The organism is Rhizobium favelukesii, from assembly GCF_000577275.2.
GTDB lineage: Bacteria > Pseudomonadota > Alphaproteobacteria > Rhizobiales > Rhizobiaceae > Rhizobium > Rhizobium favelukesii.
Genome location: NZ_HG916852.1, coordinates 12,555 through 38,339 on the forward strand (window position 1 = coordinate 12,555; position 25,785 = coordinate 38,339).

General features: G+C 60.1%; 20 protein-coding genes. 9 read left to right on the plus strand and 11 right to left on the minus strand.

Features of this window, described 5'->3' with window-relative positions; all coding sequences use genetic code 11:
- Window position 1 precedes the first annotated feature (1 nt).
- From LPU83_RS38335 to LPU83_RS38375, 9 genes are all read left to right on the plus strand, one after another.
- Window positions 2-844 carry a fumarylacetoacetate hydrolase family protein gene (locus LPU83_RS38335; protein ID WP_024313197.1) on the plus strand — a complete coding sequence of 281 codons (843 nt, stop codon included), beginning with the start codon at window positions 2-4 and terminating at the stop codon, window positions 842-844.
- Between the two features lie 204 nt (window positions 845-1,048).
- Entirely contained in the window at window positions 1,049-2,326 is a 1,278-nt protein-coding gene (locus LPU83_RS38340; protein ID WP_024313196.1) for a polyhydroxyalkanoate depolymerase, read from the plus strand.
- Between the two features lie 145 nt (window positions 2,327-2,471).
- Window positions 2,472-2,906 carry a DUF2852 domain-containing protein gene (locus LPU83_RS38345; protein WP_024313195.1) on the plus strand — a complete coding sequence of 145 codons (435 nt, stop codon included), beginning with the start codon at window positions 2,472-2,474 and terminating at the stop codon, window positions 2,904-2,906.
- Window positions 2,907-3,000: 94 nt separating this feature from the next.
- Window positions 3,001-3,762, plus strand: coding sequence for a M48 family metallopeptidase (locus LPU83_RS38350; protein ID WP_024313194.1), 762 nt, complete (start codon window positions 3,001-3,003; stop codon window positions 3,760-3,762).
- A 74-nt stretch (window positions 3,763-3,836) separates the two neighbouring features.
- On the plus strand, window positions 3,837-4,505 hold the full coding sequence (locus tag LPU83_RS38355; protein ID WP_024313193.1) for a phosphoribosylanthranilate isomerase: 669 nt from the start codon (window positions 3,837-3,839) through the stop codon (window positions 4,503-4,505).
- Between the two features lie 2 nt (window positions 4,506-4,507).
- The gene (gene trpB / locus LPU83_RS38360; RefSeq protein WP_024313192.1) at window positions 4,508-5,728 is read left to right on the plus strand and encodes a tryptophan synthase subunit beta; all 1,221 of its coding nucleotides are present in this window, start codon (window positions 4,508-4,510) and stop codon (window positions 5,726-5,728) included.
- A gap of 3 nt (window positions 5,729-5,731) precedes the next feature.
- The gene (gene trpA / locus LPU83_RS38365; protein ID WP_024313191.1) at window positions 5,732-6,571 is read left to right on the plus strand and encodes a tryptophan synthase subunit alpha; all 840 of its coding nucleotides are present in this window, start codon (window positions 5,732-5,734) and stop codon (window positions 6,569-6,571) included.
- A gap of 39 nt (window positions 6,572-6,610) precedes the next feature.
- A complete protein-coding gene (gene accD / locus LPU83_RS38370) occupies window positions 6,611-7,516 on the plus strand; it encodes an acetyl-CoA carboxylase, carboxyltransferase subunit beta (protein WP_024313190.1) in 906 nt (301 codons plus the stop codon).
- A gap of 27 nt (window positions 7,517-7,543) precedes the next feature.
- On the plus strand, window positions 7,544-8,896 hold the full coding sequence (locus LPU83_RS38375; RefSeq protein ID WP_024313189.1) for a bifunctional folylpolyglutamate synthase/dihydrofolate synthase: 1,353 nt from the start codon (window positions 7,544-7,546) through the stop codon (window positions 8,894-8,896).
- Window positions 8,897-8,944: 48 nt separating this feature from the next.
- Here LPU83_RS38375 and trxA read toward each other — a convergent pair whose 3' ends face one another.
- The 11 genes from trxA to LPU83_RS38430 form a co-directional block, all read right to left on the minus strand.
- On the minus strand, window positions 8,945-9,265 hold the full coding sequence (gene trxA, locus LPU83_RS38380; RefSeq protein ID WP_024313188.1) for a thioredoxin: 321 nt from the start codon (window positions 9,263-9,265) through the stop codon (window positions 8,945-8,947).
- A 72-nt stretch (window positions 9,266-9,337) separates the two neighbouring features.
- Window positions 9,338-12,889: a double-strand break repair helicase AddA gene (gene addA / locus LPU83_RS38385; RefSeq protein WP_024313187.1), complete on the minus strand. Its 3,552-nt coding sequence runs from the start codon at window positions 12,887-12,889 to the stop codon at window positions 9,338-9,340.
- Complete coding sequence (gene addB / locus LPU83_RS38390; RefSeq protein WP_024313186.1) at window positions 12,882-16,076, minus strand: double-strand break repair protein AddB; 3,195 nt, start codon at window positions 16,074-16,076, stop codon at window positions 12,882-12,884. The genes addA and addB overlap by 8 nt, the downstream gene beginning before the upstream one ends.
- A gap of 3 nt (window positions 16,077-16,079) precedes the next feature.
- Window positions 16,080-16,811 (minus strand): nucleotidyltransferase family protein, encoded by a 732-nt coding sequence (locus LPU83_RS38395; protein ID WP_024313185.1) that lies wholly within the window; start codon window positions 16,809-16,811, stop codon window positions 16,080-16,082.
- Window positions 16,812-16,824: 13 nt separating this feature from the next.
- On the minus strand, window positions 16,825-18,339 hold the full coding sequence (gene tsaE, locus LPU83_RS38400; protein ID WP_024313184.1) for a tRNA (adenosine(37)-N6)-threonylcarbamoyltransferase complex ATPase subunit type 1 TsaE: 1,515 nt from the start codon (window positions 18,337-18,339) through the stop codon (window positions 16,825-16,827).
- A complete protein-coding gene (locus tag LPU83_RS38405) occupies window positions 18,339-20,918 on the minus strand; it encodes a PAS domain-containing sensor histidine kinase (RefSeq protein WP_024313183.1) in 2,580 nt (859 codons plus the stop codon). The genes tsaE and LPU83_RS38405 overlap by 1 nt, the downstream gene beginning before the upstream one ends.
- A 203-nt stretch (window positions 20,919-21,121) precedes the next feature.
- Window positions 21,122-22,522 carry an adenosylhomocysteinase gene (gene ahcY / locus LPU83_RS38410; protein WP_024313182.1) on the minus strand — a complete coding sequence of 467 codons (1,401 nt, stop codon included), beginning with the start codon at window positions 22,520-22,522 and terminating at the stop codon, window positions 21,122-21,124.
- A 167-nt stretch (window positions 22,523-22,689) separates the two neighbouring features.
- The gene (locus LPU83_RS38415; RefSeq protein WP_007798031.1) at window positions 22,690-22,965 is read right to left on the minus strand and encodes an HPr family phosphocarrier protein; all 276 of its coding nucleotides are present in this window, start codon (window positions 22,963-22,965) and stop codon (window positions 22,690-22,692) included.
- Window positions 22,966-22,981: 16 nt separating this feature from the next.
- Complete coding sequence (locus LPU83_RS38420; protein WP_007528763.1) at window positions 22,982-23,383, minus strand: PTS sugar transporter subunit IIA; 402 nt, start codon at window positions 23,381-23,383, stop codon at window positions 22,982-22,984.
- Between the two features lie 152 nt (window positions 23,384-23,535).
- A complete protein-coding gene (locus LPU83_RS38425) occupies window positions 23,536-23,988 on the minus strand; it encodes an HPr kinase/phosphorylase (protein WP_024313181.1) in 453 nt (150 codons plus the stop codon).
- Entirely contained in the window at window positions 23,985-25,775 is a 1,791-nt protein-coding gene (locus LPU83_RS38430) for a sensor histidine kinase (RefSeq protein ID WP_024313180.1), read from the minus strand. Before LPU83_RS38430 ends, LPU83_RS38425 begins: the two co-directional genes overlap by 4 nt.
- Window positions 25,776-25,785 lie beyond the last annotated feature (10 nt).

The following is a 25,785-nucleotide window of genomic DNA, read 5'->3' on the forward strand; positions in this document are numbered from 1 at the left end:
TATGAAGCTTATGCGTGTTGGAGAGCTTGGTCACGAGAAGCCAGCCTTGCTCGATTCCGATGGCAAGATCCGCGATCTTTCGGCGCACGCCTCGGACATTGGCGGTGACGCGATTTCGCCCGAAGGCCTGTCGAAACTCAAGGCTCTCGATCCGAGGAGCCTCCCGGAAGTCGCGTCCGGCCGGATTGGCGCCTGCGTTGCAGGCACCGGAAAGTTTATCTGCATCGGCCTCAATTTCTCCGATCACGCTGCTGAAACCGGCGCGACCGTCCCGCCGGAGCCTGTCATTTTCATGAAGGCGACCTCCGCAATTGCTGGGCCGAACGACAATGTCCTGATCCCGCGCGGTTCCGAAAAGACTGATTGGGAAGTGGAACTCGGCGTCGTCATCGGCAAGACGGCGAAGTATGTCAGCGAAGCCGATGCGCTTGATTATGTTGCCGGCTATTGTGTTTCCCACGACGTCTCGGAGCGCGCCTTCCAGACCGAGCGCGCGGGCCAGTGGACGAAGGGCAAGTCTTGCGACACGTTCGGTCCGATTGGCCCCTGGCTGGTCACCAAAGACGAAATAGCCGACCCGCAAAACCTCGGCATGTGGTTGAAGGTGAACGGCGAAACCATGCAGAATGGCTCGTCGAAGACGATGGTCTATGGCGTCGCCTTTATCGTGTCCTATCTCAGCCAGTTCATGTCGCTGCATCCGGGCGACGTGATTTCGACCGGTACGCCTCCGGGGGTTGGAATGGGCATGAAGCCACAGCGGTTCCTCAAGGCTGGCGACGTGGTGGAGCTCGGTATCGAAGGTTTGGGGACGCAGAAGCAGACCTTCCTGGCGGATCGTTGACATCCATTCTGCGATCTTTAAGGATTCGAGGGCACCATCATGCCGGGGATAAAACCTCGGCATTTCTTTTTGCGGTGCGGATGGCAATGTTGCTGCGCAACAAAAACCTGTTAATCTGCGCTGAGGTGCCAGCACGTCGTTGGAAAGAATCCGATGCCTTTCAATCGGCGTCGTCTTCCAGATTAGAGAAAGGTGGCGCATCTCATGTTTTACCAGCTTTATGAATTGAACCATGCCGCATTGGCGCCTTATCGTGCTTTCGCCGATATCATGCGCATGGTCTATGCCAATCCGCTCAATCCGATTTCCCAGACGCCCTGGGGGCGCACGATGGCGGCAAGTCTCGAAATGTTCGAGCGCACGACCCGCCGTTACGGCAAGCCGTCGTTTGATCTGAACGACACCGTCATCGGCGACCGAAAGGTTGCCGTGCGGGAAGAGATCGTGTGGTCACGCGCCTTCTGCAATCTACTCCATTTCGCGCGCAATGTTCCAAGCGGCCATGCGACCGACCCGCGCATTCTCATCGTTGCGCCGATGTCCGGTCACTATGCGACGCTGCTGCGCGGTACAGTCGAAGCGCTGTTGCCTAGCGCCGACATCTACATCACGGACTGGATAGATGCGCGCATGGTGCCGATGACGGAAGGCACCTTCGATTTCGACGATTACGTCGACTATGTCATCGAGATGCTCCGCTTCCTCGGTCCGGATACACATGTCATTGCCGTCTGTCAGCCCTCCGTGCCGGTCCTGGCCGCCGCTGCCGTCATGGAGGCGGAAAACGACCCGTTCTCGCCCTCGTCGATGACGCTGATGGGTGGGCCGATCGACACGCGCATCAACCCGACGGCCGTAAACCAGCTCGCCAAGGAACGGTCGCTGGAGTGGTTTGCCGATAATGTGATCATGAATGTGCCGTGGCCGCAGCCGGGCTTCATGCGTCCGGTCTATCCCGGGTTCCTGCAGTTATCCGGCTTCATGTCGATGAACCTCGATCGGCACGTGATCGCCCACAAGGAATTCTTCATGCATCTGGTGAAGAACGACGGCGAGCCGGCCGAGAAACACCGCGACTTCTACGACGAATATCTCGCGGTCATGGATCTGACCGCCGAATTCTATTTGCAGACGGTCGATCAAGTCTTCATCAAGCACGCGCTGCCGAAGGGTGAGCTGTTCCACCGTGGTAAGCTTGTCGACCCCGCTGCGATCCGCAATGTGGCACTTCTCACTGTGGAAGGGGAGAACGACGATATCTCCGGCGTCGGCCAGACAAAGGCCGCTCAGACGATCTGCGTCAACATTCCCGAGAACATGCGCATGCATTACCTGCAGCCCGATGTCGGCCACTATGGCGTCTTCAACGGATCGCGCTTCCGTCGCGAAATCGCGCCGCGCATCGTCAACTTCGTGAGGGAACATGCGCGGACGGGAAAGCCTGTGGTAAAGAGGGTTATCAAGGGCGGAAAGTCCGGCTGATTTAGGCGCGTCTGAATTAGTGATTTCATTTCAAGGTGTTGTCCGATTTGGGCGCAGACTGCCTTGAAGCAGGCTGGGGGTGTAACCACATCGATTCCAGCGTTCGGCATCTCGCCGGGCGCGGAAAATGCGAGGACACCGCACGATGAACCAGTCAGCATTGCTTCGGCCGGATTGGACTCCGGCTACCATTGCCCTGATGATCCTCGGCTTCGTGGTTTTCTGGCCTCTGGGTCTCGCCATGCTCGCCTACATCATCTTTGGGGAGCGTTTGCGCGGTTTCAAGCGTGACGCAAACAGCACCGCCGATGGATTCTTTGCCGGCTGCCGACGTTCGCATGGCCGTTATCGCCCTCATTTCCCGACGGGCAATGTCGCCTTCGACGATTGGCGGAAGGCCGAGCTCGACCGGCTGGAAGAAGAGCGTCGCAAGCTTGATGAGATGCGCGAGGAATTCGATTCCTACGTACGCGAACTGCGCCGCGCTAAGGATCAGGAAGAGTTCGACCGCTTCATGCGCGATCGCAAGAACGCCAAGCGCGACGACAACGGTCCGGTAGCAGAATACCAGACTCCGTGATCCCCAGGACTGTTCAGCACTGGAACTTGAACCGGCATCCTCGATGCCGGCTTTTCTTTGCAAAGAATTCCGGCGAATCATATAGAAAATACCCATGTTCCCGCTCCTCGCAAATTCACGCCGTAGCGTTCGAAAACCGGCTCCGCCCGAGACGCGAACGCTTGATGTGGCGGGGCGCCTGATGCCGCTTACGATTAAGCAGCACGAGCGAGCGACCCGCATCACCCTGCGGATTGAACCAGGCGGCCGGGGCCTGAAAATGACGATCCCGAGTGGGTTGGCGCAACGTGAAGTGAACGCCTTCCTCGACCGCCATCAGGGCTGGCTGCTCACCAAACTTGCCAAATTCTCGAGCGACAGTGGCCTGCGGGACGGTGGCACCATACTATTTCGTGGCGCATCTCATCGCATTCACCACACCGGCAGCCTTCGCGGGCTGACGGAAGCGATCGTTGTTGATGGCAAGCCGGTGTTGAAGGTCAGCGGCATGCCTGAGCATCTCGGGCGCCGGATTGCCACGTTCCTGAAGAAGGAAGCGCGAGCCGATCTCGAGAAAGTGGCAACACTGCATGCTCGCTCGATCAGTGCACCGATCAGGTCGATCGCCATGAAGGATACCCGCAGTCGATGGGGTTCCTGCTCGTCTGAGGGAAACCTGAGCTTTTCCTGGCGCATCGTGATGGCGCCACCGTCCGTCGTCGACTATCTTGCGGCACATGAAGTCGCGCATCTCAAGGAGATGAACCACGGACCACGCTTCTGGGCGCTCTGCAAGAAGCTCTGCCCTCACATGGAAGAGGCGAAGGCCTGGTTGAAGCGCCACGGCAGCCAGCTGCACGCCATCGATTTCGAGTGATCGAAGCCGCGCAAAATTCGGCTTTTGTCGCGATTTGCCTCGACTCCAAGCGCATTTCGTGTCACTTCGCTGCCATGAAACCGGATATCAAAATCTGCGGGCTGAAGACGGCTGAAACAATCGATCGCGCCCTGGCGCGGGGTGCCACGCATATCGGCTTCATCTTCTTTGAGAAGAGCCCTCGCTACGTCGAGCCCGACATTGCCGGCAAGCTTGCGGAGCCGGCCCGCGGCAAGGCAAAGATCGTTGCCGTCGTCGTCAACCCGACCAACGACGATCTCGATGAGATCGTGGCGCTGTTGAAGCCCGATATCTTGCAGTTGCATGGCGACGAAAGCCCGGAGCGCGTTTTGACCATAAAGGCGGTCTACGGGCTACCTGTGATGAAGGCATTTTCTGTGCGGACAGCCGATGATCTGAAGCCGGTCGAGGCCTATATCGGCGTCGCCGATCGCTTCCTCTTCGATGCGAGGCCGCCGAAAGGATCGGATTTGCCCGGTGGCAACGGCGTTTCCTTCGATTGGAGCCTGCTCACTTGGCTTGACGACAATGTGGATTACATGCTTTCCGGTGGCTTGAACAAAGGTAACATTGCCGAGGCGCTTGCCATTACGAAGGCGCCGGGGATCGATGCGTCCTCCGGTGTCGAAAGCGCACCCGGCGTCAAGAACGTCGCAATGATCGATGAGTTTTTCGATGCGGTCGAGAGGGCCAATCAACCCGAAACGGCCTCAGGGAGTTGAGAGTGAACCAGACGCCAAAACCGAATTCCTTCCGCTCCGGCCCTGATGAAGACGGCCGTTTCGGTATCTACGGCGGCCGTTTCGTCGCCGAGACGCTGATGCCTTTGATCCTCGACCTACAGGACGAGTGGAACAAGGCGAAGAATGATCCGGAATTTCAGGCTGAACTGAAGCATCTCGGCGCTCACTATATCGGCCGCCCGAGCCCGCTCTATTTCGCCGAGCGCCTGACGGCTGAACTCGGTGGCGCGAAGATCTACTTCAAGCGCGAGGAGCTGAACCATACCGGTTCGCACAAGATCAACAATTGCATCGGCCAGATCCTGCTTGCCAAGCGCATGGGCAAGACCCGGATCATCGCTGAAACCGGTGCCGGCCAGCATGGCGTTGCATCTGCGACGGTCGCTGCCCGTTTCGGTCTTCCCTGCGTCGTTTACATGGGCGCAACCGATGTCGAGCGCCAGGCGCCGAACGTGTTCCGCATGAAGCTGCTCGGTGCCGAAGTGAAGCCCGTGACTGCCGGCCACGGCACGCTCAAGGACGCCATGAACGAGGCGCTACGCGACTGGGTCACGAACGTCGACGACACTTACTACTTGATCGGCACGGCCGCCGGCCCGCATCCCTACCCGGAAATGGTCCGCGACTTCCAGGCCGTCATCGGCACCGAAGCCCGTGAGCAAATCTTGGAAGCCGAAGGGCGCCTGCCGGATCTCATCATCGCTGCCGTCGGCGGCGGTTCAAACGCGATCGGCATTTTCCATCCGTTCCTCGATGACGCGGGCGTCGAGATCGTCGGTGTCGAAGCCGGCGGCAAGGGCCTCAATGGCGACGAGCACTGCGCCTCGATCACGGCAGGCTCGCCTGGTGTCCTGCATGGCAATCGCACTTACCTGTTGCAGGATGGCGACGGCCAGATCAAGGAGGGCCATTCGATTTCCGCGGGTCTCGACTATCCCGGCATCGGCCCCGAGCATTCCTACCTGAACGACATCGGCCGCGTCGAATACGTGCCGATCATGGACCATGAGGCACTCGAAGCCTTCCAGACGCTCACCCGCCTTGAAGGCATCATTCCGGCGCTGGAGCCGTCGCACGCTCTGGCCGAAGTCATCAAGCGGGCCCCGAAGATGGGCAAGGACGAGATCATCCTGATGAACCTCTCCGGCCGCGGCGACAAGGACATCTTCACTGTCGGCAAGATTCTGGGAATGGGTGAGTAAGTCATGACCGCACGTATGGATAAACGCTTCGCCGATCTGAAGGCGGAAGGCCGACCGGCACTCGTCACCTATTTCATGGGCGGTGATCCGGACTACGAAACCTCGCTCGGCATCATGAAGGCTCTGCCGGAGGCCGGTTCCGACGTTATCGAACTCGGCATGCCGTTCTCCGATCCGATGGCCGACGGTCCAGCGATCCAGATGGCAGGCCAGCGTGCTCTCAAGGGCGGCCAGACGCTGAAGAAGACGCTGCAGCTTGCCGCCGATTTCCGTAAGACCGACGACGCCACGCCGATCGTGATGATGGGGTACTACAACCCGATCTACATCTACGGCGTGGACAAGTTCCTGGACGACGCGCTGGCGGCCGGCATCGACGGGCTCATTGTGGTCGACCTTCCGCCGGAAATGGATGACGAACTTTGCATCCCAGCCCTCAAGAAGGGGATCAATTTCATTCGTCTGGCGACCCCGACGACCGACGAAAAGCGTCTGCCGACCGTTCTGCGGAACACCTCCGGCTTCGTCTATTACGTCTCGATGAATGGCATCACCGGCTCGGCCCTGCCCGACCCCTCTCTCGTGTCGGGTGCCGTCAAGCGCATCAAGGAGCACACCAAGCTGCCCGTCTGCGTCGGTTTCGGGGTCAAGACCGCCGACCACGCAAAGGTCATCGGCAGCTCGGCCGATGGTGTTGTTGTCGGTACTGCAATCGTCAATCAGGTGGCAACGAGCCTCACCAAGGACGGGAAGGCAACCGCCGATACCGTTCAGGCCGTCGCCACGCTCGTTCGTGGACTGTCAACGGGCACACGTTCGGCGCGCCTTGTTGCTGCCGAATAGTTTCCCCACATTGACAACAGTCAATCAGGAGTTTTCGACTTGAACTGGATCACCAACTACGTCCGCCCCCGCATCAATTCCATGCTGGGCCGCCGCGAAGTGCCGGAGAACCTCTGGATCAAGTGCCCGGAAACGGGCGAGATGGTCTTCCATAAGGATCTGGAAGACAACAAGTGGGTCATCCCGGCCTCGGGCTATCACATGAAGATGCCCGCGAAGGCACGACTTGCCGATCTTTTCGATGACGGCGCTTATGAAGCGCTCGTACAGCCGAAGGTCGCGCAGGACCCGTTGAGGTTTCGCGATTCCAAGAAGTATACGGATCGCCTTCGCGACAGCCGCATCAAGACCGACCAGGAAGACACGATCGTGGCCGGTGTCGGCAAGGTTCGCGGTCTGAAGCTCGTCGCTGTCGTACATGAGTTCAACTTCATGGGCGGTTCGCTCGGCATTGCCGCCGGCGAGGCGATTGTCAAGGCATTCGAGCGCGCCATCGCCGAGAAGTGCCCGCTGGTCATGTTCCCGGCTTCGGGTGGCGCTCGCATGCAGGAAGGCATCCTGTCGCTCATGCAGCTGCCGCGCACGACCGTTGCCGTCGACATGCTGAAGGAGGCGGGGCAGCCTTACATCGTTGTGCTGACAAACCCGACCACTGGCGGTGTCACGGCATCCTACGCGATGCTCGGCGACCTGCATCTGGCCGAGCCCGGCGCGGAAATCTGCTTTGCCGGCAAGCGCGTCATCGAGCAGACGATCCGCGAAAAGCTGCCGGAAGGCTTCCAGACGTCGGAATACCTGCTGGAGCACGGTATGGTCGATATGGTGGTCAAACGCCACGATATTCCGGATACGCTGGCACGTGTCCTGAAAATCCTGACGAAGAAGCCTGCGGCGTACCTCTCCAAGGAAAACAGCGGGACGCTTGCGATAGCCGCTAGCGCCTGACAGAAACCGTCACAGGCGGGTTGAGCGATGATACCCAGGGGCCAGGCCGCAGTGAGTGAAGCAGCGCAGGAAATCGACAAGCTCATGGGATTGCATCCCAAGGGCTTCGATCTGTCCCTGGATCGCATCACCCGGCTCCTTTCCATCCTCGGCGATCCGCAGAAGAAGCTGCCGCCCGTCATTCATGTGGCGGGCACAAACGGCAAGGGCTCTGTGACAGCCTTTTGCCGGGCCTTGCTGGAGGCTGGCGGTTACAGCGCTCATGTCCATACCTCTCCGCATCTCGTAAATTGGCATGAACGCTACCGAATCGGCGTCAAGGGCGGCCGCGGGCAGCTGGTGGATGATGCCGTTTTCGCCGAGGCGGTGCGTCGCGTCGCGGCCGCCAATGACGGGCAGAAGATCACTGTTTTCGAGATCCTGACGGCTGTCACCTTCATTCTGTTTTCAGAGCATCCCGCCGATGCCGCTATCATCGAGGTTGGCCTCGGCGGACGTTTCGATGCGACGAACGTCATTTCCGATCCCGCCGTCTCGGTCATCATGCCGATCTCTTTGGACCACCAGCCCTATCTCGGGGATCGGGTCGAACTGATCGCGGCCGAAAAGGCCGGCATCATGAAGCGCGGGCACCCCGTTGTCATCGGCAAGCAGGAATATGATGCTGCGCTCGACGTTCTAATGTCGACCGCTGAACGGCTGAACTGCCCGACGGCCGTGTTCGGTCAGGATTATATGGCGCACGAGGAATATGGGCGCCTCGTCTATCAGGACGAGTTCGGTCTCGCCGACCTGCCGTTACCGCGGCTTCCGGGCCGCCACCAATATGCCAATGCCGCAGCGGCGATCCGTGCCGTCAAGGCTGCGGGCTTCACGGTGACCGATACGATGATGGAAAAGGCGCTGCTGTCAGTCGAGTGGCCGGGCCGCCTTCAGCGTCTGAACGACGGGCATCTAATGGCCAATGCGCCGGCCAAGGCGGAAATCTGGGTCGATGGCGGCCATAACCCCGGTGCCGGCGAAGTCATCGCCGAAGCCATGGCGAATTTCGAAGAAAAGCAGCCGCGGCCACTCTTCCTGATTATAGGCATGATCAACACCAAGGATCCGGTTGGCTACTTCAAGGCTTTCAAGGGATTGGCAGAGAAGGTCTATTGCGTACCGATTCGCGGCAGCGACGCGATGATCGACCCGGTCATCCTGGCAAACGCTGCCTATGATGCGGGCCTCGTCGCAGAACCGATGTCGACTGTCAGCGAAGCGTTGGAGGCAATCAAGGAGGGTGCTTTTGAACAGGCCCATCCGCCGCGCATCCTGGTAGGTGGCTCTCTCTATCTCGTCGGCGATGTGCTTGCCGACAATGGCACGCCCCCGAAATGAAAAAAGCCCGGTCAATGCCGGGCTTCTTCGTATCTGCTTATGGGTAAATTAAGCGGCGCTTGAGATCCAGCTCGAAAGAGCGGTCTTCGGGGCAGCGCCAACCTTGATGTCAGCAACTTCGCCGGCCTTAAATATGGCAAGTGTCGGGATGGAACGGACGCCAAACTGGGCGGCAAGTTCCGGGTTCTCATCGATATTGAGCTTGGCGACTTTCACCTTGCCCTGAAACTCGACGGCGAGTTCTTCGAGGCTGGGGGCGATCATCTTGCACGGGCCGCACCATTCAGCCCAGAAATCGACGACGACGGGTTCTGCGGATTCCAGAACTTCCGACTGGAAGTTGTTGATATCGACTTTTACGGTAGCCATAGGCTGCTCCTTTACGGATTCCTGTTGAAACACATGTGAGCGTGCGGTGCGGGAATTTCAATGCCCGGTATTTCACTTTGTCTCGAGTTGCGCAAGCGCCGACGCCAATGCGTCCGGCGTCAGCGTGTGAACGAAGCCGCTTTCCGTGTAGACGAGGACGCAATCGACACGCTTGCCGGGGTAGAGCGGCGTCAGGATTTCACGATAGATGGCTAGCTGCGCCTTGTGGGCAAAAGGGATGCCCTCTGCCGTCTGCGGCGGGACACGATTGGTCTTATAGTCGAGTACAACAACGCGATCGTCGAAGACTGCCATTCTATCGACACGGCCCGAAACGGCGTGGTCGACTCCGCCGATCGTCAGCGTGCCCATGACGGAGACTTCCGCCTGTGCATGGGTTGAGAACACGGATACAAGGCTCGGGTCTCGCAGTAGTCTCAATACCGAATCGATGAGTTGCTGCCGCTCCGCTTCCGGCCAGAACGACGCGGCACGCTTGGCATAGCGCACGGCCGCATCCGCCTGTGCGCCGCGCGCAACATCCGGCAGCGTCTGCAGCATGCGGTGGAGAAGCCGACCCTTTTGCAGCGAGCGATCCGCCTTGTCCCTTTCGGCGAAAAGCGGAGAGGCGACAAGGAGGTCATCTGCGCCGTCATCAACGATCGTTCCGACACCGGATGGGCTAAGCGGGCGAGGTAGCTGCTTGCGCGGCGGCAGCGCCCTGCCGAGGCTGGGTGGGATGGACTCTTGCCTGGAAGTCTGTTCCGTGCGTCCAAGACGCTCAAAACTGCGCTCGATCCGTGGAACCCGCCATTTGATCCCAGTCCAGGTACCGTCCGGCCCGGAAAATGTCGCAGCCGACACATGCGGATGGCTGTCCGTCATCGCAGCGGAAATCATCGCATGCCAGGTGTCGGTGTTCGGCCGGATGCCTCTGTAGCCGCAAACGGTTAGCCGGTCGGCGGCCCGGGTCATCCCGACATAGAGTAACCGCCGATACTCCTGTTCCGCCAGCAACTGGATGCGCGTCGCATCGGCCTGGGTGAGGGAGTTGCTGAGATCGCCGAGCGGAACCCATGCGGGCATGTTTGGTTCGCCGGGCTCCTGCTCAAGCAGCCGAAGCTTCGGCATATGCGAATGCGTGAAGGCCTTGGACCCGCCGTCGACCAGGAACACGATCGGCGCCTCCAGACCCTTTGACGCGTGGACGGTCATGATCCGGACTTCGTTGCGTCCCTTGTCCTGCTCGCGTTTTACCTCCGGTGCTTCGATCTCAAGCGTCGAAATGAACGACTGCAATCCAGGCAGGCCCGAGCTTTCATGGTCGAGCGCGAAAGTCAGGAATTCGTCGAGGATATCGCTGACCTCGGTTCCGAGCCGGCCAAGGAACTGTCGTCGGCCGCCATGGCACCCCAGAACGCGGGCATAGAAGTCGTGAACCGACAGCGTCTTGGATTCGTCCAGGAAGAGCTTGAGGCGTGAGACGGCCGTTTCGAAGCGCACATTGCCGTCTGCGGCGAACTTCTGCAGGTGAGCCCAGGCACTCTCGCCCTCCGTACGAAGGGCGGCAACTGCGAACACGTCGTCTTCACTCAGATCGAGTAGTGGGCTCTTCATGAGCGCAGCCAAGGAGAGGTCATCCTCGGGCAACAGCAGAAAGCGGCCGAGCGCCACCAGGTCCTGCACTGCGATGTGGCTCGTCAGGCGCAGGCGGTCGGCGCCGGCAACCGCTATGTCGCCGCGTCGCTTCAGGGCGCGCGTCAGAGCGTTAACGAAGGCGTCGCGCTTGCGCACAAGCACGAGGATATCGCCGGCTTCGATCAGGCGCTCCTTACCCTTCTCCACGATCGTTTCCTTGCCGACCAGATCGCCGATCGTGTGGGCAATGCGACGCGCGAGAATGGACGCGGGCGCACTCTCCGGCGTGGCGTCAAAAGGTGCGGTCCAGTCTTCGTCCTTTATTATTGCCTCGGGCGCCACCATCTCCCAGAGATCAACGGCTCCGGGATGCCCAATGCGATTGGAACGGTGAACCACGGGCTCGCCTGTCGCGCTCAGTCCACGGGCATTCTCGGCGGGCGTGAAGATATGGTCGACGGCCGCTAGGACATCCGAGGTCGATCGGAACGAGAGTGGTAACCGCACAGTCGAGAAGGCAAGCCCGCTCTGGGCGACGCGCCGGCGCGTCCGCTGGCTTTCTTCCGAAAAGCGTTCGGGACGGGCGCCCTGGAACGAATAGATGGATTGCTTTTCGTCTCCAACGGCAAAAAGGGTCCGCACCGCATTGCGGGCGCTTTCGCCCGAAAAGAAATCCCCAGCCAGCGACTGGATGACACTCCACTGGATCGGGCTCGTATCCTGCGCCTCGTCGACGAGAATATGGTCGATGCCCTGATCGAGTTTGTAGTGGATCCACGGGCCAACGTCGCTCTTGTTCAAGAGTTCGGCAGTTCGCGTTATCAGATCCTCGAAGTCGAGTTGGCTACGTTGCTTCTTGAGGTCGTCGTAGTCCTTGTTGAGGCGGTCGGCGAGCATCAGTGCGGCGCGGGTGGCCTCGTACATGCGCGCCGTCTTCAGCCGATCTCGGCATAACGCAACATGCGCTCGTGCTGTTGCTACTGCGTCTGGGAGTTCGGGTGTTTCGCTTAGCATCGCCTTCACAAAGAACTGTGAGTCGGCCTTTGGATCCCCCTTCACAGTAAGGAAGATCTTCTCGAGCAGCGACGCACGGCGCGCATGGTCGCGTTCGCGTGCAGCCGACCGTAACCCGGCTGCAATATCATGTGCCTTGGCGCCACCCTTCTGGTCAGCGACGTCTAAATATCGGTCGAGTGCACTGCCACGCAGACCAGGGAGCGGCCAATACTCCGCGGTGATTCCAATTGTGGTGTCATTGACGGAGAGGCGAAGTTTCTTCCGCAACACGGCATCAAGGCCACCCTTGCGTTCCGAATCTTGCGTAAAGGCTCGAATTGCATTGCGATTGGCGATGATTTCTTCCAAAAGATTTTCCAGACCCGCCTCATCGCCAAGATTGAGTACGTAGCCAAAAGCCTCTGCGAGCGTCGGATCATCCTCTGGCGTCGTCGCCGTGAGGAGGGACTGCCGTGCATCCGCCAGAAGCGTCGCGGCGGCGCGATCGTCGAGCACGGAGAAATGCCCCGCGACGTTCGCTTCCAGCGGAAACTGGTGCAGGAGTGCTTCGCAGAAGGCGTGGATCGTCTGGATCTTCAGTCCACCCGGGGTCTCGAGCGCCTTCGCAAAGAGCCGTCTCGCTTTCGCAAGTTTTGACGCATCCGGCGCCCTGCCTTCGATTCGCGCGATGCGCTCTTCCAATTCCGCGTCGGGCAGGACGGCCCACTCGGCCAGCCGCTCGAACACGCGATTCGACATCTCAGAGGCTGCCGCTTTCGTATAAGTCAGGCAGAGGATTGCTGACGGGCGAGCCCCGGCCAGCAGCAGCCGAATGACGCGCTGCGTCAGAACGTGCGTCTTTCCGGAGCCGGCGTTGGCCGAAACCCAGGCCGAGCGTTGCGGATCGGATGCGATCGATTGCTGTATGGTCGTCCAACTCGTCCAGGCGAGGGGATCGTCGCCCTCGGGCAGTGTTGCTTCGTCATTCATCGCCGATTGCCTCATCGCTCTCTGCGGCAGACCATTCGGAAACGCGCGCTAGATGATCGTAGTCGCCGCCGAAGTCAAACTGCTGTGCCGGCACAAGCCGCGAGGTGAAGCCCTTCTCGCCTGATTGCAGAAGAGAGACAAACTTTACCAGTTGATCGATCGAGTCCGCGGCCAGGTCCATGGCTGACTTCGCCTTGTCGTTTCTGGTCGATGTCTCGTCGTTGACGGTGTCGACCTTGAAGCGATCTCCCGGCCGCAGACGTACATAGAGGAGATCCTGCGGAACGAGACTGCCCGCCTCCTGGAAAGCGCCCGCGTGGAGCGCGGCCGCCTCCAGCGCCAGTTGGGGATCGAGGAGGGTGCGCGCCTGAGCCGGAGAAGGATTGTGTCCGGTCTTGTAGTCGATGATGTCGGCGATACCCGTTCCCGTGATGTCGATCCGGTCGGCAACACCGCTCAGCCGGACATTGATGGGCTCTAGCTCGACACCGCCGCGCACCTCTGTCAGCGTTCTTCGAATGCCCGGCTGTCGTTGCGCCTCCCACTCGAGAAACGAACGGGCAACCTCCCGAAAGCGCGGACGCCAGACGGCATCGACGTGCGCCGGAAGTTGCTCCATATCGAAGAGCTCGGTCAGAATGACCTCCATCGCCGCTTCCGCCGCCTGTGTTCCGGCAATGTGGCCTTCACGCACGAAGCGGTCGATAATCTTGTGATAGAGCGTTCCCCGCTCTGCGGCGCCGGGGTCTCGGTTGAAGGGAGCCACCGGATCGAGGCGGAGAACGCGCCGCGCATAGATCGCATAAGGGTCGCGACGCAGACGTCCAACCTCGCTGAACGAGTACGACTTCGGCTGCATTTCCAGCGGCGGCGTTGGACTTGGACGCTGCGCAGGCGCCTGGCGGTCACCTTGGTCGATCAGGTTTGCCCAATGCACAAAGTTGTCGCCGCGGCCCTTGAGTTCGGCCTCGAACTCTTTCCCGCAGAACGCGAGCAGCCGCTGCAGCCAGCGTGATGCAACGGTCGGTGTCGAACCTTGCCGGAGTGCCCGCGAATAGATGAGGTGACGCGTGCCGTTGGCCATTTCGAAATCGTGAGCCAGCTGGCCGATTCGCCGCTCCGGTGGCTCCAGCCCAATCTCCGTCTTCATTGTGCGAGAAACGAAAGGGTTGTTGGATGTTTGCCCCGGCCATGATCCTTCGTTCAGCCCTCCCAAGACGAGAGTGTCTACGCTCTGGAGGCGCGCTTCCAACGTGCCGAAGATGAACAGTCTTGGATGGCTGAGCGCCCGTGGTTTTGCCGCCTGGCCGGCCAACAGCGCTGCGATGATATCGATCCACTGTGGACCGTCGGCATCGATCTGTCCTTCGGTTTCGATGACTTCGCCGAGCATTGACGCCAGAGTGTCGCCTGCCTCCCCCGACCAGAGCCCGGCAAGGTCACCACGCTCGTCGCCTGCCACTGCCTCCAGTGCGTGCCCCGTGCGCCTGGCCCAGTCGGAAAGTGCTAAGCTGGTCGTCAGTCCTCGCTCCTCGGATAGGTTTCGGACAAGCACGGATGCAAGCGGTTCAGTGGCTCCGGCAACGCGGCGGGCAAGATCCCGCGCGCGATCGACTGCATCGGCGGGGAGCGCCTTGCGCCATTGCGGCGCGTGACGATCCAGGGCCTGCTCCGACAATTGTTGTTCAAGGAGCGGTTCTAGCGCGGCGATGTCGACGTCGGCGACGCCACCCCGCAGCGCCAGCAGCTCGAGTGCCGCGACTGCCGCGACAAGCACGCTGCGCTCCAGGCCGAAGCGCGCCAGGGGATGCTTGAGCAAGCCGACGATCGCGACGGGATCACCCGGGCGAAGCGTTGCTTCGAGCAGCAGTTGCAGCAATGTTCCCTGTGGCGTCGCGGAAAGCGGCGTGCCTGCGGAGTCATCAGCGACGATGCCGAAACGCGATAATTCCGTGGTCACGCGGCGCGCTAGATTTCGATCAGGCGTTATCAGCGCCGCCCGGCTCTCACCGTCCTTGCCGGGCCGCTCAAGAGCCAAGCGCAGGGCGATTGCGATGGCCGTGGCTTCCTCTCGCTCATTGCCCGCCTCGATCAGCGACACATCTGCGAATGCCGATGAAATGGCCACATCGGATAGCCTTGCCTTCCACGCGCCCCAATCGCTGGTGGCTTCGGCTGGCGACTGCGCATGCGAGAGGATTTGGCTGCGCTGCTGCAACCCCTCGGCTGGCTCTGCCAGCGGCACGACGTCCTCGCGGGTGAGGTTCAGTCGCCTCAGCAGCTGAGCGAGGCCGTATTGCGAGTGGCTGCGGCTCGCCGGATCTGCAGGCTGATCTTTCCGATCGCCCGGCGCTACCATTCGCCAATGCTCATCCGGCATGCCGAGGTCGAGGCCCGGCAGAATGATGACGCCTTCCCGAAGGTTGGCGACTGCCGCGATCAGGTCGGCTGTCGCCGGCACCGAGCCCGTCGATCCTGCAATGATGATGGGTCCCATCGGTGGGACTGTCGCGAGACGATTTGCTTCGGCACGAAGGATGGCGTTGCGGTGCCTTGCTGGCGACGATTTGCCAAGCTCATTCAGTCGCTCCGGCCAGAAGGCGCTGGCGATCTGCAGGAATTCGGCCGTCAGCTGCCACCAGAGCGCATAGTCTTTCGCGTTCAGGCGGGACAGTTCGCTCCAGTCTCGATCCTCAGTCTCGATGGCGTCGATCAATTCCGCGAGGTTGCGGGCAAGCCAAATGGCGTCGGCGGGGCTTGCGGGTGCGACGAGCGGCGAATCGGAGTGGATGCTGCGCACGATCTCCGGCAGCCTGTTTCGCCAGGCAAGGATAAGGCGCGCGAGTTCCAACAGGCGGGCGGTGTTTGAGAGCGGCTGCGCAAGATCCAATGTCGCTGGCAGGGCTTCGTCGAAATACCCGCTGTCGTCGTCGGTTTCACCAAGCGGGCGGATGACCGGCAAGATTGCTGATCGCCCACCAAGAAGGTCGACGAATTCGGAGCGGAGCACGCGTGCGGCACGCCTTGTCGGCAGATAGATCGTGACTTTTGAAAGCGATAGGGGATCGCCGGGGTCATACCGGAAATGCGGTGTCAGCCTGCCGGCACAGAGGCTTTCGGCAAGGGTCTTCAGGAAGGGAAGCCCTGCGGGGATGGTCCAGACCCTCGGCCAGTGCTGCTCGGCCATCCGTCATGCAAACGTCCGGTAGCGCCGGATCGTTTCCTCAGCTTCACCGATAGCCTCGGGCGTGCCGATTGTAAGCCAGTGTCCTTCGAGCACCGTGCCGTACAACCGCCCGCGGGCGATTGCCTTGTCGAAATAGAGATTGAGGTTGAACGGATCGGCCGGAGCGTCATCCAGGAACGACGTGTCCATGGCAATGGCGCCGGCGTAGACGACGGGGCTCGGCCCGGAATCGGCAAAGCGCGTCAACCTGAAATCCTTTGCCATATTGAAATCGTTCTTGCCGTTGTGCCCGGTAGTATCTTCCAATTTCACACAGAGCATGGCCATATCCATCCTTTCCGGTCGGAAGAATCCGGCTAAGCGTGTCAGGTTGGTCGGAACACCTGGACGTTCTCCGATCCAGAAAAGGTCGGCATTCGTGACAAAAACCTTGCCGGGAGCAAGAAGCTTCAGACCCTTTGCAAGGCCACCGCCGTTGTTCATCAGCTTTTCGCGTTCGTCGGAGATAATAATCTCGAGGTCTTTGTATGAAGCCAAATGGGCGAGCATCTGGTCGGCGTGGTGATGAACATTCACCACCACCCTTTCCACACCGGCTTCTACAAGTGAATCCAGCGCGTAATCGATCATCGCCTTGCCGCCGATCGTCACGAGCGGTTTCGGGATGGTGTCGGTGATCGGCCGCATGCGGGTTCCAAGACCCGCAGCGAGTATCATGGCTTGCTTGATGCTCATCTGATCCGAAAAATTATGATTCGCTTGTCACTATTCCAGCCCTTACGCACCAGTCGCGCAAGGGGGCAAGCGTTTCGTGTTGCAGCGCCACGGAAAGATAGGACAGCGTGCGGGGCATATGCTTCATGTAGCCGGGCTTTCCGTCTCGTTGCAGCAGGCGAACCCAGAGGCCGGAAAGCTTGCAATTGCGCTGTGCCGACATGATCGCCCAACTCTTCAGGAAGCGCGCCTCATCGAAGTCGCGTTCCGCTCTGCGCAGCGACAGATAGTCGTCCATCAGTTGCTGAAATAGTTCGGGGGCGATTGTGACGCGCGCATCCTGTACGATCGAAGCCAGATCATAGGCCGTAGGACCGATCATCGCATCCTGGAAATCGATCAATCCGACGCGCGCGATACCGGTCTCGCTCTGGCGCCAAATGATGTTCGGCGAGTGGAAATCGCGAAGGAGAAGGTTCTTCTCGGAGGCCTCCATTTCGTCGATCAGGCTGTCCCAAATGGCGAGGTATTCGTTGCGCTCGGCATCGCTGGCAGCGACGCCCCCACGCTTCCAGGGCAGATGCCAGTCTAGAACGAGGCGCACTTCCATCTTCATTGCCGTCCGGTCGAAATCCGGGATGTGATGGACATGGCTATCCGTGACGCGGATGTCCTGCGGGATCGCGTGCTTGTGGAGATGCGCCAAGCAAACGACGCTCGCCCGGTAACGCTCGGCGATGGCCTGACCTTGCGCGTCCAGAACGCCGTCGGTGCCAAGGTCCTCCAGAAGCATAATGCCTCGGTCGTAGTCGACCTGGTAGACCTCAGGGGCAGCAAAGCCCTCCTGTCGGAGCACATTCGCAATGGCGACGAAGGGATAGGCATTCTCCGCGATATGCGCGACCTTCGGATATGGCTTGCCGTCCAGGACCGGCGGCCCTTCCGGCAGCTGCGGCCAATCCATCAGGATCCGTCGTTTCTCGTCATCGGCATAGACGGCCTCGTAGGCGCGAAGAGATGCATCTCCTGTCAGGAAACGACGTTTCGCCCGGGGATACCCTGCATCGTCAAGAAAAGCCCGAATGGCAAGGACGCGGCGGATTCGGGCCGCCTGTTTTTCCGGCGCCGCAATGGTCACACGTCGACCCGCGTCCTCTTGCTCCAACTTGAGGGCGATCCGGTCTGCCGGCAGTTCGTCGAGGGCCACCTCGGGCCATTCCACGAGGCAGATGCCGTCCTCGAGCGCTTCGTCGAAGCCGAGTTCGGTCAGTTCGGCCGGATCGCCGAGACGGTAAAGGTCGAAATGCGCGACCGGTATGCGCAGGTCATAGGCTTGCACCAGGGTGAAGGTGGGACTTGGCACCTCGAGCTCGTCGTCATCCGCCATCGCGCGCAGGAATGCGCGGGCAAGTGACGATTTCCCGGCACCGAGGTCGCCCGACAGGGCAAGGCAGTCGCCTCGCTTCAGCGCCAGCGCCAGATCTTCACCAAAGCGGATTGTTTCCGCCTCGTCCTTCAGGAAGAGAGAAATGACAGGAGTGCCCGTCATCATTCGGCTGCGACGGACGTCGGGAGATCGACCGAAGGAATCCGGCAGGTCACGATCGTGCCCTTGCCTGGCTGACTGTCAATGGTGACCGTCCCGTGGTGAAGACTGACGAAGCTGTCGACGATCGAGAGCCCGAGTCCGGCGCCGCCCCTCTTCCCACTCTTTGCACCGGTGGCGAATCGGTCGAACACGTTGGCGATCATGTCCTGCGAAATACCCGGGCCGCGATCGCTGACGGAGAAGACGAAATCCGTCCCTTCGCGCCGGCATTCGAGCGAGACTGACGAGCCTTCCGGTGAAAAGTTGGCTGCGTTGGAAAGCAACTTCACCAGTATCTGTTTCAGTCTTTGCGGGTCGGCAACAATCGAGCCCAGATGCGCCGGCGCGGTAATCTCCAGCGTCACGCCGCTTTCCTGTAGCCTGTCTGCAATCTGCATCGATACGTCGTCGAGCAAGTCGCCAAGATCGATCGGCGAGTAATTGAGCCGCATGATGCCGGCGTCGACCGTGGCAAGATCGAGGATATCGTTGACCAGCGTCAGCAGTACCGAAGAGGAGGTCGAGATGTGATCGATGTATTCCGCCTGCCGGTCGTTCAGCGGTCCGAGTCCCGGCGTGCGCAGCAGATCGGTAAAGCCGATGATGTTGGTCAGCGGCGAGCGCAGCTCATATGAAACATGCTGGACGAAGTCATTCTTGAGCTCGTCCGCCTTGCGCAGCGCTTCGTTCTTTTCCGTCAAGGCGCGCTCAGCACGGACGCTATCCGTCATGTTGACGAAGGTCAGCATCGTCTGTGCATTCGGCAACGGAATGACGGCATAGTCGAGCACGAGACCTGAGAACAGCTCGAGCGTTCCCTGGCTGGAACGTCGCTCGTCGTCGAAGCTCGTGATCAACTCGGCGAAGGTCTTCCATCCGTCCGCACGGTCATAGGACTGAGAGCATGCCTCGCCAAGGGCGCGGATATGCGTGCTGGGCTTCGCCTCGGCCTCAGTGATTCCCCAGAGTGCGCGAAATGCAGGATTCGAGAGGCGAATACGCCCGTCGGGGCCAAAGACGGCAACACCCTCCGACAGATGGTCAATCGTCTCGCCCTGAACCTTGAGAAGCGTATTGTAGCGTGTCTCAAGGTCGACCTGCTCGGTCAGGTTCTCGAACACCCACGTGGCGCCGCCTTGCGGATGCGCTGTTGCGAAGACCCGCAGCGTCTGGCCGTTTGGCAAATGCCAGAGGTCCGACTGGGTATCGAGCGCCCGATAGACCGAAAGTGCGGTTTCCTTCCAGGATTTCCAGTTCAGCTGATCGGGCAGCTTCTTGGCAGCGCGCAGGCGCTCCAACAGTTCAGCATTGTCGGGCCGGCTTTCGAGGAAGGCGATATCGAGTTTCCAGAGAGAAACGAAGGCCTGATTGTAGAACTGCAGGCGCCGGTCGCCATCGAAGATCGCGACCGGCGTCGCGAGATGATCGAGTGTCTCGGCGTGGCTCTTCAGCGTCCGCTCGAGCTCTGCGCGAACAGCTTCGATGCCTGAAACATCGACGGCTATTCCGGCGGAGCCGCCTGGGACTTTCACATCGACAACGTCAAAGAAGGTGCGGTTGCCGCGCACTACGGTCGAAATCTTGTCGTGGAAAGGCGACTCGGTGGTGGCCGTGGCGCGGATGCGTTCGCGGGCAACTGTCGTCAGGAATTCCCGCCCCTCGTCGATGGCTTGCTCCGGCGTGGTGGCCTCGACAGCTTCGCCGTAGGCGTGGTTGGCCCAGGTCAGCCGACCTTCGGTATCACGCTGCCAGGCTGGGAGATCGATTGCATCGAGCATGCTCTGAAACGCCGAGATTGAGGACAACAGTCTGTCGCGCTCGATCTTAAGCTCGGCAAGCTCGGCTCGAAGATTGTTCAGCGCCACAAAGCGGACGAATGCACGGCCGCCGGAAACCCTGCCCTGCGCTTCAAGGATTTCCTCGCGGTGGGTTTCAACGACCATGTCGAAGCTATGAGCTGACCCACGCAGGCGGTCGATTGCGCGCTCAAGTTCGGACGCAGAGCGCGGCTTCAGCCACAGCCCGAAGGCAAGGAACTCGCTATCCTGCGGCGCTCCGGTTTCCGCCGGCAGCTGACCGATCAGCTCAGGGCGCTCATTTCCATCCCAGATGACGATCCGGCGATTCTTGTCCGCAATCAGCGCCTGATATTGCGAAATGCGCTGTTGCGCGTCGGAGAGAGCCGAGCGGATCTCGCGGCTTTCGCTTTCAAGATTGCCGCGCTGGCGCACGACCCAAAGGGTCGAAAGTAACGCGGCCGAGATCACACCGATAACAACGGAGAGGCCGACAACCTGCGATGACGTGAAAAGGTGCGCGGACGCGATAGCGTCGGCTTCGACCTGAGCGAACACCGGAGGCGCAATCGATGCCATTGCGGTGCCGGCGGCAAAGACCCGCGCCACGCGAGCGAGCATCCCCGGCTTCTCGGCGGTGGCCTTTGAGCCGACGGGTTTCCGTTCACCTGAGTAGAGCGGGCAGGAGTCAGCGTGAGTGCCGCCCTCTGCCTGTTCGCCCAGGCTGTGCATCATTTCCGACATGCGCGGTATGTCTCCGTCCTTTAATGTGCCGCATCACGACAAGACATCCCATTTTCGAAGCAAACGGACACGTCCGTGGCCACGAATCGAGTGTTAAAACAATACTTCGGAAGGGAATCGGCGGGAAGGTGTGTGCCAAAAAATAAGGGCGCCGCATTTGTCAATGTGGCGCCCTCTAGATGTTGTGGATATTGATCTAGCGATTAATATCTGTAGTGGTCAGCCTTGAACGGACCTTGCGGCGTGACGCCGATGTAGGCCGCCTGTTCTTCAGAAAGCTGCGTCAGCTTCACGCCCAGCTTGTCGAGATGCAGGCGCGCAACCTTCTCGTCGAGGTGCTTCGGCAGGATGTAGACCTGGTTCTGGTACTGGCCGGGCTTGGTGAAGAGCTCGATCTGCGCCAGCGTCTGGTTGGTGAACGAAGCCGACATGACAAAAGACGGATGGCCTGTAGCATTGCCAAGGTTGAGCAGACGACCTTCGGAGAGAAGGATGATGCGGTTGCCCTTCGGGAATTCGATCAGGTCGACCTGCGGCTTGATGTTGGTCCACTTCAGGTTACGCAACGCCGCAACTTCGATTTCGTTGTCGAAATGGCCGATGTTACCGACGATCGCCATGTCCTTCATCTGACGCATGTGGTCGATGCGGATGACATCCTTGTTGCCGGTCGTGGTGATGAAGATGTCTGCGGAAGACACGACGTCTTCAAGCGTGACGACTTCAAAACCGTCCATGGCAGCCTGAAGTGCGCAGATCGGGTCGACTTCCGTCACCTTAACGCGGGCGCCAGCTCCCTGAAGCGAAGCGGCCGAGCCCTTGCCAACGTCACCGTATCCGCAGACAACGGCGACCTTGCCGGCCATCATCACGTCCGTGCCACGGCGGATGCCGTCGACCAGAGATTCCTTGCAGCCGTACTTGTTGTCGAACTTCGACTTGGTGACGGAATCGTTGACGTTGATCGCCGGGAAGGGCAGGAGGCCTTTCTGGCTGAGCTGGTAGAGGCGGTTGACGCCTGTCGTGGTTTCTTCCGTCACGCCCTTGATGGCATCGCGCTGCTTTGTGAACCAGCCCGGCGATGCGGCCAGACGCTTCTTGATCTGTGCGAAGAGGATTTCTTCCTCTTCAGAATGCGGGTTTGACAGCACGTTCTCGCCGGCTTCAGCACGCGCACCCAGCAGGATGTACATCGTGGCGTCGCTGCCATCATCGAGGATCATGTTGGAAAGGCCGCCGTCAGCCCACTGGAAGATCTTGTCGGTGTAAACCCAGTAATCTTCCAACGACTCGCCCTTGATGGCGAAAACCGGAACGCCGGTGGCAGCGATTGCTGCTGCGGCATGATCCTGCGTCGAGAAGATGTTGCACGACGCCCAGCGGACTTCGGCGCCGAGCGCGACCAGCGTTTCGATGAGAACGGCCGTCTGGATCGTCATGTGCAGCGAACCGGTGATGCGCGCGCCCTTGAGCGGCTTTGCTTCGCCGAATTCGGCGCGGCAGGACATCAGGCCCGGCATCTCGGTTTCTGCGATCGTGATTTCCTTGCGGCCGAAATCCGCGAGGCCGATGTCGGCGACGACATAATCTTTTTCAGTGCTCATTGGGTTCTCCAGGCTGAAAAGCGGCTCAAAATTCGAAGGCGCAAGTGCATGCGCCAGATAGTGTCCACGCGGCATGCGCGGCTATGGTGGCCGTTTAGCAGGCTTCCATGACGAAGGCAATAATGATATAAAGAAGTCTTTATATGTTTATATGAGCCGCGAGAGACTCACATTTCCTCGCCGAACCGGTTCTGGATCAGCTCGTCGAGCGCATCGAGCGCCTGTGCTGCCTGGTTGCCGCTGGCAGAAACAAGGACGCTTGAACCGGGACTCGCCGCCAGCATCATCAAGCCCATGATCGAAGTCCCGCCGACCGTCATCCCGTCTTTCGATACGGTAATCGCTGCATCGAAATTCTCGACCAATTGAACGAATTTGGCCGAAGCGCGCGCGTGCAGTCCGCGCTTGTTGATGATCAGAATTTCTCGGGAGAGTGCCGTCATGGGCGCGATGTGCTCACTATTTGCCACTGAGGACGCGGCTCGCGACGTTGATGTATTTCCGTCCGGCCTCGGAGGCTTCGACGAGAGCCTTTTCCATATTGTTCTCACCGCGTACGCCGGCAAGCTTGATCAGCATCGGCAGGTTCATGCCAGCAATGACCTCCGTGTGGCCACTGCTCATGACGGATATTGCTAGGTTGGAGGGGGTGCCGCCGAACATGTCGGTCAGGATGACGACTCCATGGCCGTCGTCGGCGCGGGACACTGCTTCCAGAATATCTTGTCGTCTCTGATCCATGTCGTCTTCGGGACCGATACAGACCGTTTCGATGAATTTCTGAGGACCGACGACGTGTTCGACCGCATGACGAAACTCTTCAGCCAGCTTGCCATGAGTGACAAGCACAAGTCCGATCATGATATTACTGCTCCTAGTGGCGTATGCAAACGGTGGGCCAATATCGCAATGCAGCAATCGCGTCCACCGTGGGGGCACATCTTGGCGATGAAAAGCCGAAGTGCAAGACAAAAATACGACTTTTAGGGCGGGATTTGCCGATTTCGCAGGCATTACTGTCCGATATCGGGCGCTTTTGCCATCAACACCGCCAGCGGCAACGGCGTGTTTGCCAGCAACCGAATGACCGGCAGATCCATACCGTTGGCAATCGTCATTCGCTCACCCTCGGGCGGCAGCCGCTTCTCTCCGGACACGCTTCCAGGAAGGACAGCATAATGCATCGCCGCCCTTGCGATGTATGGCACTCGGACGATGCCGGTGCCGCGCAATTCGATCAAACCGGCAATCGAGGCAGGGCAGGTGGCAATCACGGCTCCATCCTGTTTGGAGATCATCACTTGATCGTCGGCAACCAGTATCGCCGACATGCCGATGTGCTGTGCTTGGGAGATGCAGGCAAAGGCGAGCATCGACTTTCCCCATCCCGAAGGCCCCATGAAAAGAAGACCGGTGCTGCCGACGACGATAGCGGTTGCGTGGATGTTCGAAGGCGTGTCCGTCATGCGGTGGTATTGGCTGGAAGGGCGAGGATGAAGCGCGCTCCGAGCAGCCTTTCGCTCTCCGGATCGATGATATTCTCCGCACGCAGCGAACCGCCATGCGCCTCGGCGATCTGGCGGCTGATCGACAGACCGAGGCCCGAATTCTGCCCGAAGCCCTCTGATTCCGGTCTGTCGGTATAGAAGCGCTCAAAGATACGATCGATATTTTCGGCCTGGATGCCCGGCCCGTTGTCCTCGACGTAAACGATGCAGCGGGAGCGCGTTCTAACCAGTCGCACGGTGATCCTGCCGTCGTGCTCCGGTACGAAGGAGCGCGCGTTCTCTATCAGATTCGTAACGATCTGGCCGATGCGCAGGTCGTGGCCGTTCACCACGAAGCGCGTCTTGACGCCCGGCTTGCGCTCGATGGCGAACTCTATCTGCACTTCTTTCTTGCGACTGCGGATTTGCCGAGACACGTCGATGAGGTCGCGAAGCAGGATTTCCAGATCGACCGAACCTGCATCGACCCGCGCCAACTCGGCATCGAGACGGGAGGCGTCGGAAATATCGCTGATCAGGCGGTCGAGGCGGCGAACGTCATGTTGAATGACATCAAGCAGCCGCTTCTTGGAATCGTCCGTTTTGGCGAGCGGTAGTGTCTCGACGGCGCTGCGCAGCGATGTCAGCGGATTCTTCAGTTCGTGGCTGACGTCGGCCGCAAAGCTTTCGATCGCATCGATACGGTCGTAGAGTGCCGTCGTCATCTCGCGCAGCGCAATGGAAAGGTTGCCGATCTCGTCCTGACGTGCGGAAAAGTCCGGAATTTCCTCGCGTTCCTTTGCGCCGCGGCGAACACGGATGGCAGCGGCGGATAGACGCCGCAATGGGTTGGCGATTGTCGACGAGAGAACGAGAGACAGCAGAACGTTGACAAGCGTCGCGACGCCGAACACGCGCATGATGCCGAGGCGCTCGGCGTGGACGATATTATCGATATCGCCCGCTTGCGTGGACAACAGCAGCACACCGAGAACAGCGCGGAAGCGCTGGATCGGAACGGCGACCGAAACGATCAGCTCGCCCTTCTCGGTGGTGCGAACCACGGCGCCGCGCACGCCGGTCAGCGCGTTCATCACCTCGGGGTAGATGGAGCCATCGCCGCCCGGCGCTTCCTTGTACAGCGGCAGGTTTCCAGGCTGCAGTACCTTGTTGAAGATCGTCGTGAACCACTGGCTCCAGGTCTGCTCCTCGTCATCGACCGGCGGTAGATCAAAACGCAGGACCTGGCCGCGCGAATAGAGGTGGCGAGAGTCGAGTAGCAGGTTGGCGTCGGCATCGAAAATGCGCGCACGGGTTCTCGTCGGTGAAATCAAGCGGCGCAAGACCGGCGCGACCTTTTCCGGGTCGATCGGGAACTCGAGGTCCTCGTCGTTCGGCACCGGGGTAATGCTCTGGCCAGCCTGCAGTTCGAGCAGCTTTTCCGGGTCGATCGTGATCGAGTTCGTGTCGACCGAAGCGGAAGCCGAGACGGCGCCCGCGATAATTTCCCCCTGCGTCAGAAGGCTTTCGACGCGGGCGTCGATCAGCCCTTCGCGGAACTGATTGAGGTAGAGAATGCCGCCGACGAGAACGACAAGCGCCGCGAGATTGAAGAAGAGGATGCGGCGTGTCAGGCTCGAAAAGACGGCATTGCCGAAGATGCGGCGGATGATCGTGAAGGGATGCGACCAGCGTCGTCCCCTGACGCGGCGACTGCTTACGCCTTCCGCCTCATCCAGATCCCTTTCCTGCACCAACTGTGCCAACGACAGGCCC

What these genes read in the sequence shown, in the direction of transcription:
- LPU83_RS38335 (WP_024313197.1), top strand. Translation starts at nt 2, where the DNA reads ATGAAGCTTATGCGTGTTGGAGAGCTTGGTCACGAGAAGCCAGCCTTG.
- LPU83_RS38340 (WP_024313196.1), top strand. Translation starts at nt 1,049, where the DNA reads ATGTTTTACCAGCTTTATGAATTGAACCATGCCGCATTGGCGCCTTAT.
- LPU83_RS38345 (WP_024313195.1), top strand. Translation starts at nt 2,472, where the DNA reads ATGAACCAGTCAGCATTGCTTCGGCCGGATTGGACTCCGGCTACCATT.
- LPU83_RS38350 (WP_024313194.1), top strand. Translation starts at nt 3,001, where the DNA reads ATGTTCCCGCTCCTCGCAAATTCACGCCGTAGCGTTCGAAAACCGGCT.
- LPU83_RS38355 (WP_024313193.1), top strand. Translation starts at nt 3,837, where the DNA reads ATGAAACCGGATATCAAAATCTGCGGGCTGAAGACGGCTGAAACAATC.
- trpA (WP_024313191.1), top strand. Translation starts at nt 5,732, where the DNA reads ATGACCGCACGTATGGATAAACGCTTCGCCGATCTGAAGGCGGAAGGC.
- LPU83_RS38375 (WP_024313189.1), top strand. Translation starts at nt 7,544, where the DNA reads ATGATACCCAGGGGCCAGGCCGCAGTGAGTGAAGCAGCGCAGGAAATC.
- trxA (WP_024313188.1), bottom strand. Translation starts at nt 9,265, where the DNA reads ATGGCTACCGTAAAAGTCGATATCAACAACTTCCAGTCGGAAGTTCTG.
- addA (WP_024313187.1), bottom strand. Translation starts at nt 12,889, where the DNA reads ATGAATGACGAAGCAACACTGCCCGAGGGCGACGATCCCCTCGCCTGG.
- addB (WP_024313186.1), bottom strand. Translation starts at nt 16,076, where the DNA reads ATGGCCGAGCAGCACTGGCCGAGGGTCTGGACCATCCCCGCAGGGCTT.
- LPU83_RS38395 (WP_024313185.1), bottom strand. Translation starts at nt 16,811, where the DNA reads ATGAGCATCAAGCAAGCCATGATACTCGCTGCGGGTCTTGGAACCCGC.
- tsaE (WP_024313184.1), bottom strand. Translation starts at nt 18,339, where the DNA reads ATGACGGGCACTCCTGTCATTTCTCTCTTCCTGAAGGACGAGGCGGAA.
- LPU83_RS38405 (WP_024313183.1), bottom strand. Translation starts at nt 20,918, where the DNA reads ATGTCGGAAATGATGCACAGCCTGGGCGAACAGGCAGAGGGCGGCACT.
- ahcY (WP_024313182.1), bottom strand. Translation starts at nt 22,522, where the DNA reads ATGAGCACTGAAAAAGATTATGTCGTCGCCGACATCGGCCTCGCGGAT.
- LPU83_RS38415 (WP_007798031.1), bottom strand. Translation starts at nt 22,965, where the DNA reads ATGACGGCACTCTCCCGAGAAATTCTGATCATCAACAAGCGCGGACTG.
- LPU83_RS38420 (WP_007528763.1), bottom strand. Translation starts at nt 23,383, where the DNA reads ATGATCGGACTTGTGCTTGTCACTCATGGCAAGCTGGCTGAAGAGTTT.
- LPU83_RS38425 (WP_024313181.1), bottom strand. Translation starts at nt 23,988, where the DNA reads ATGACGGACACGCCTTCGAACATCCACGCAACCGCTATCGTCGTCGGC.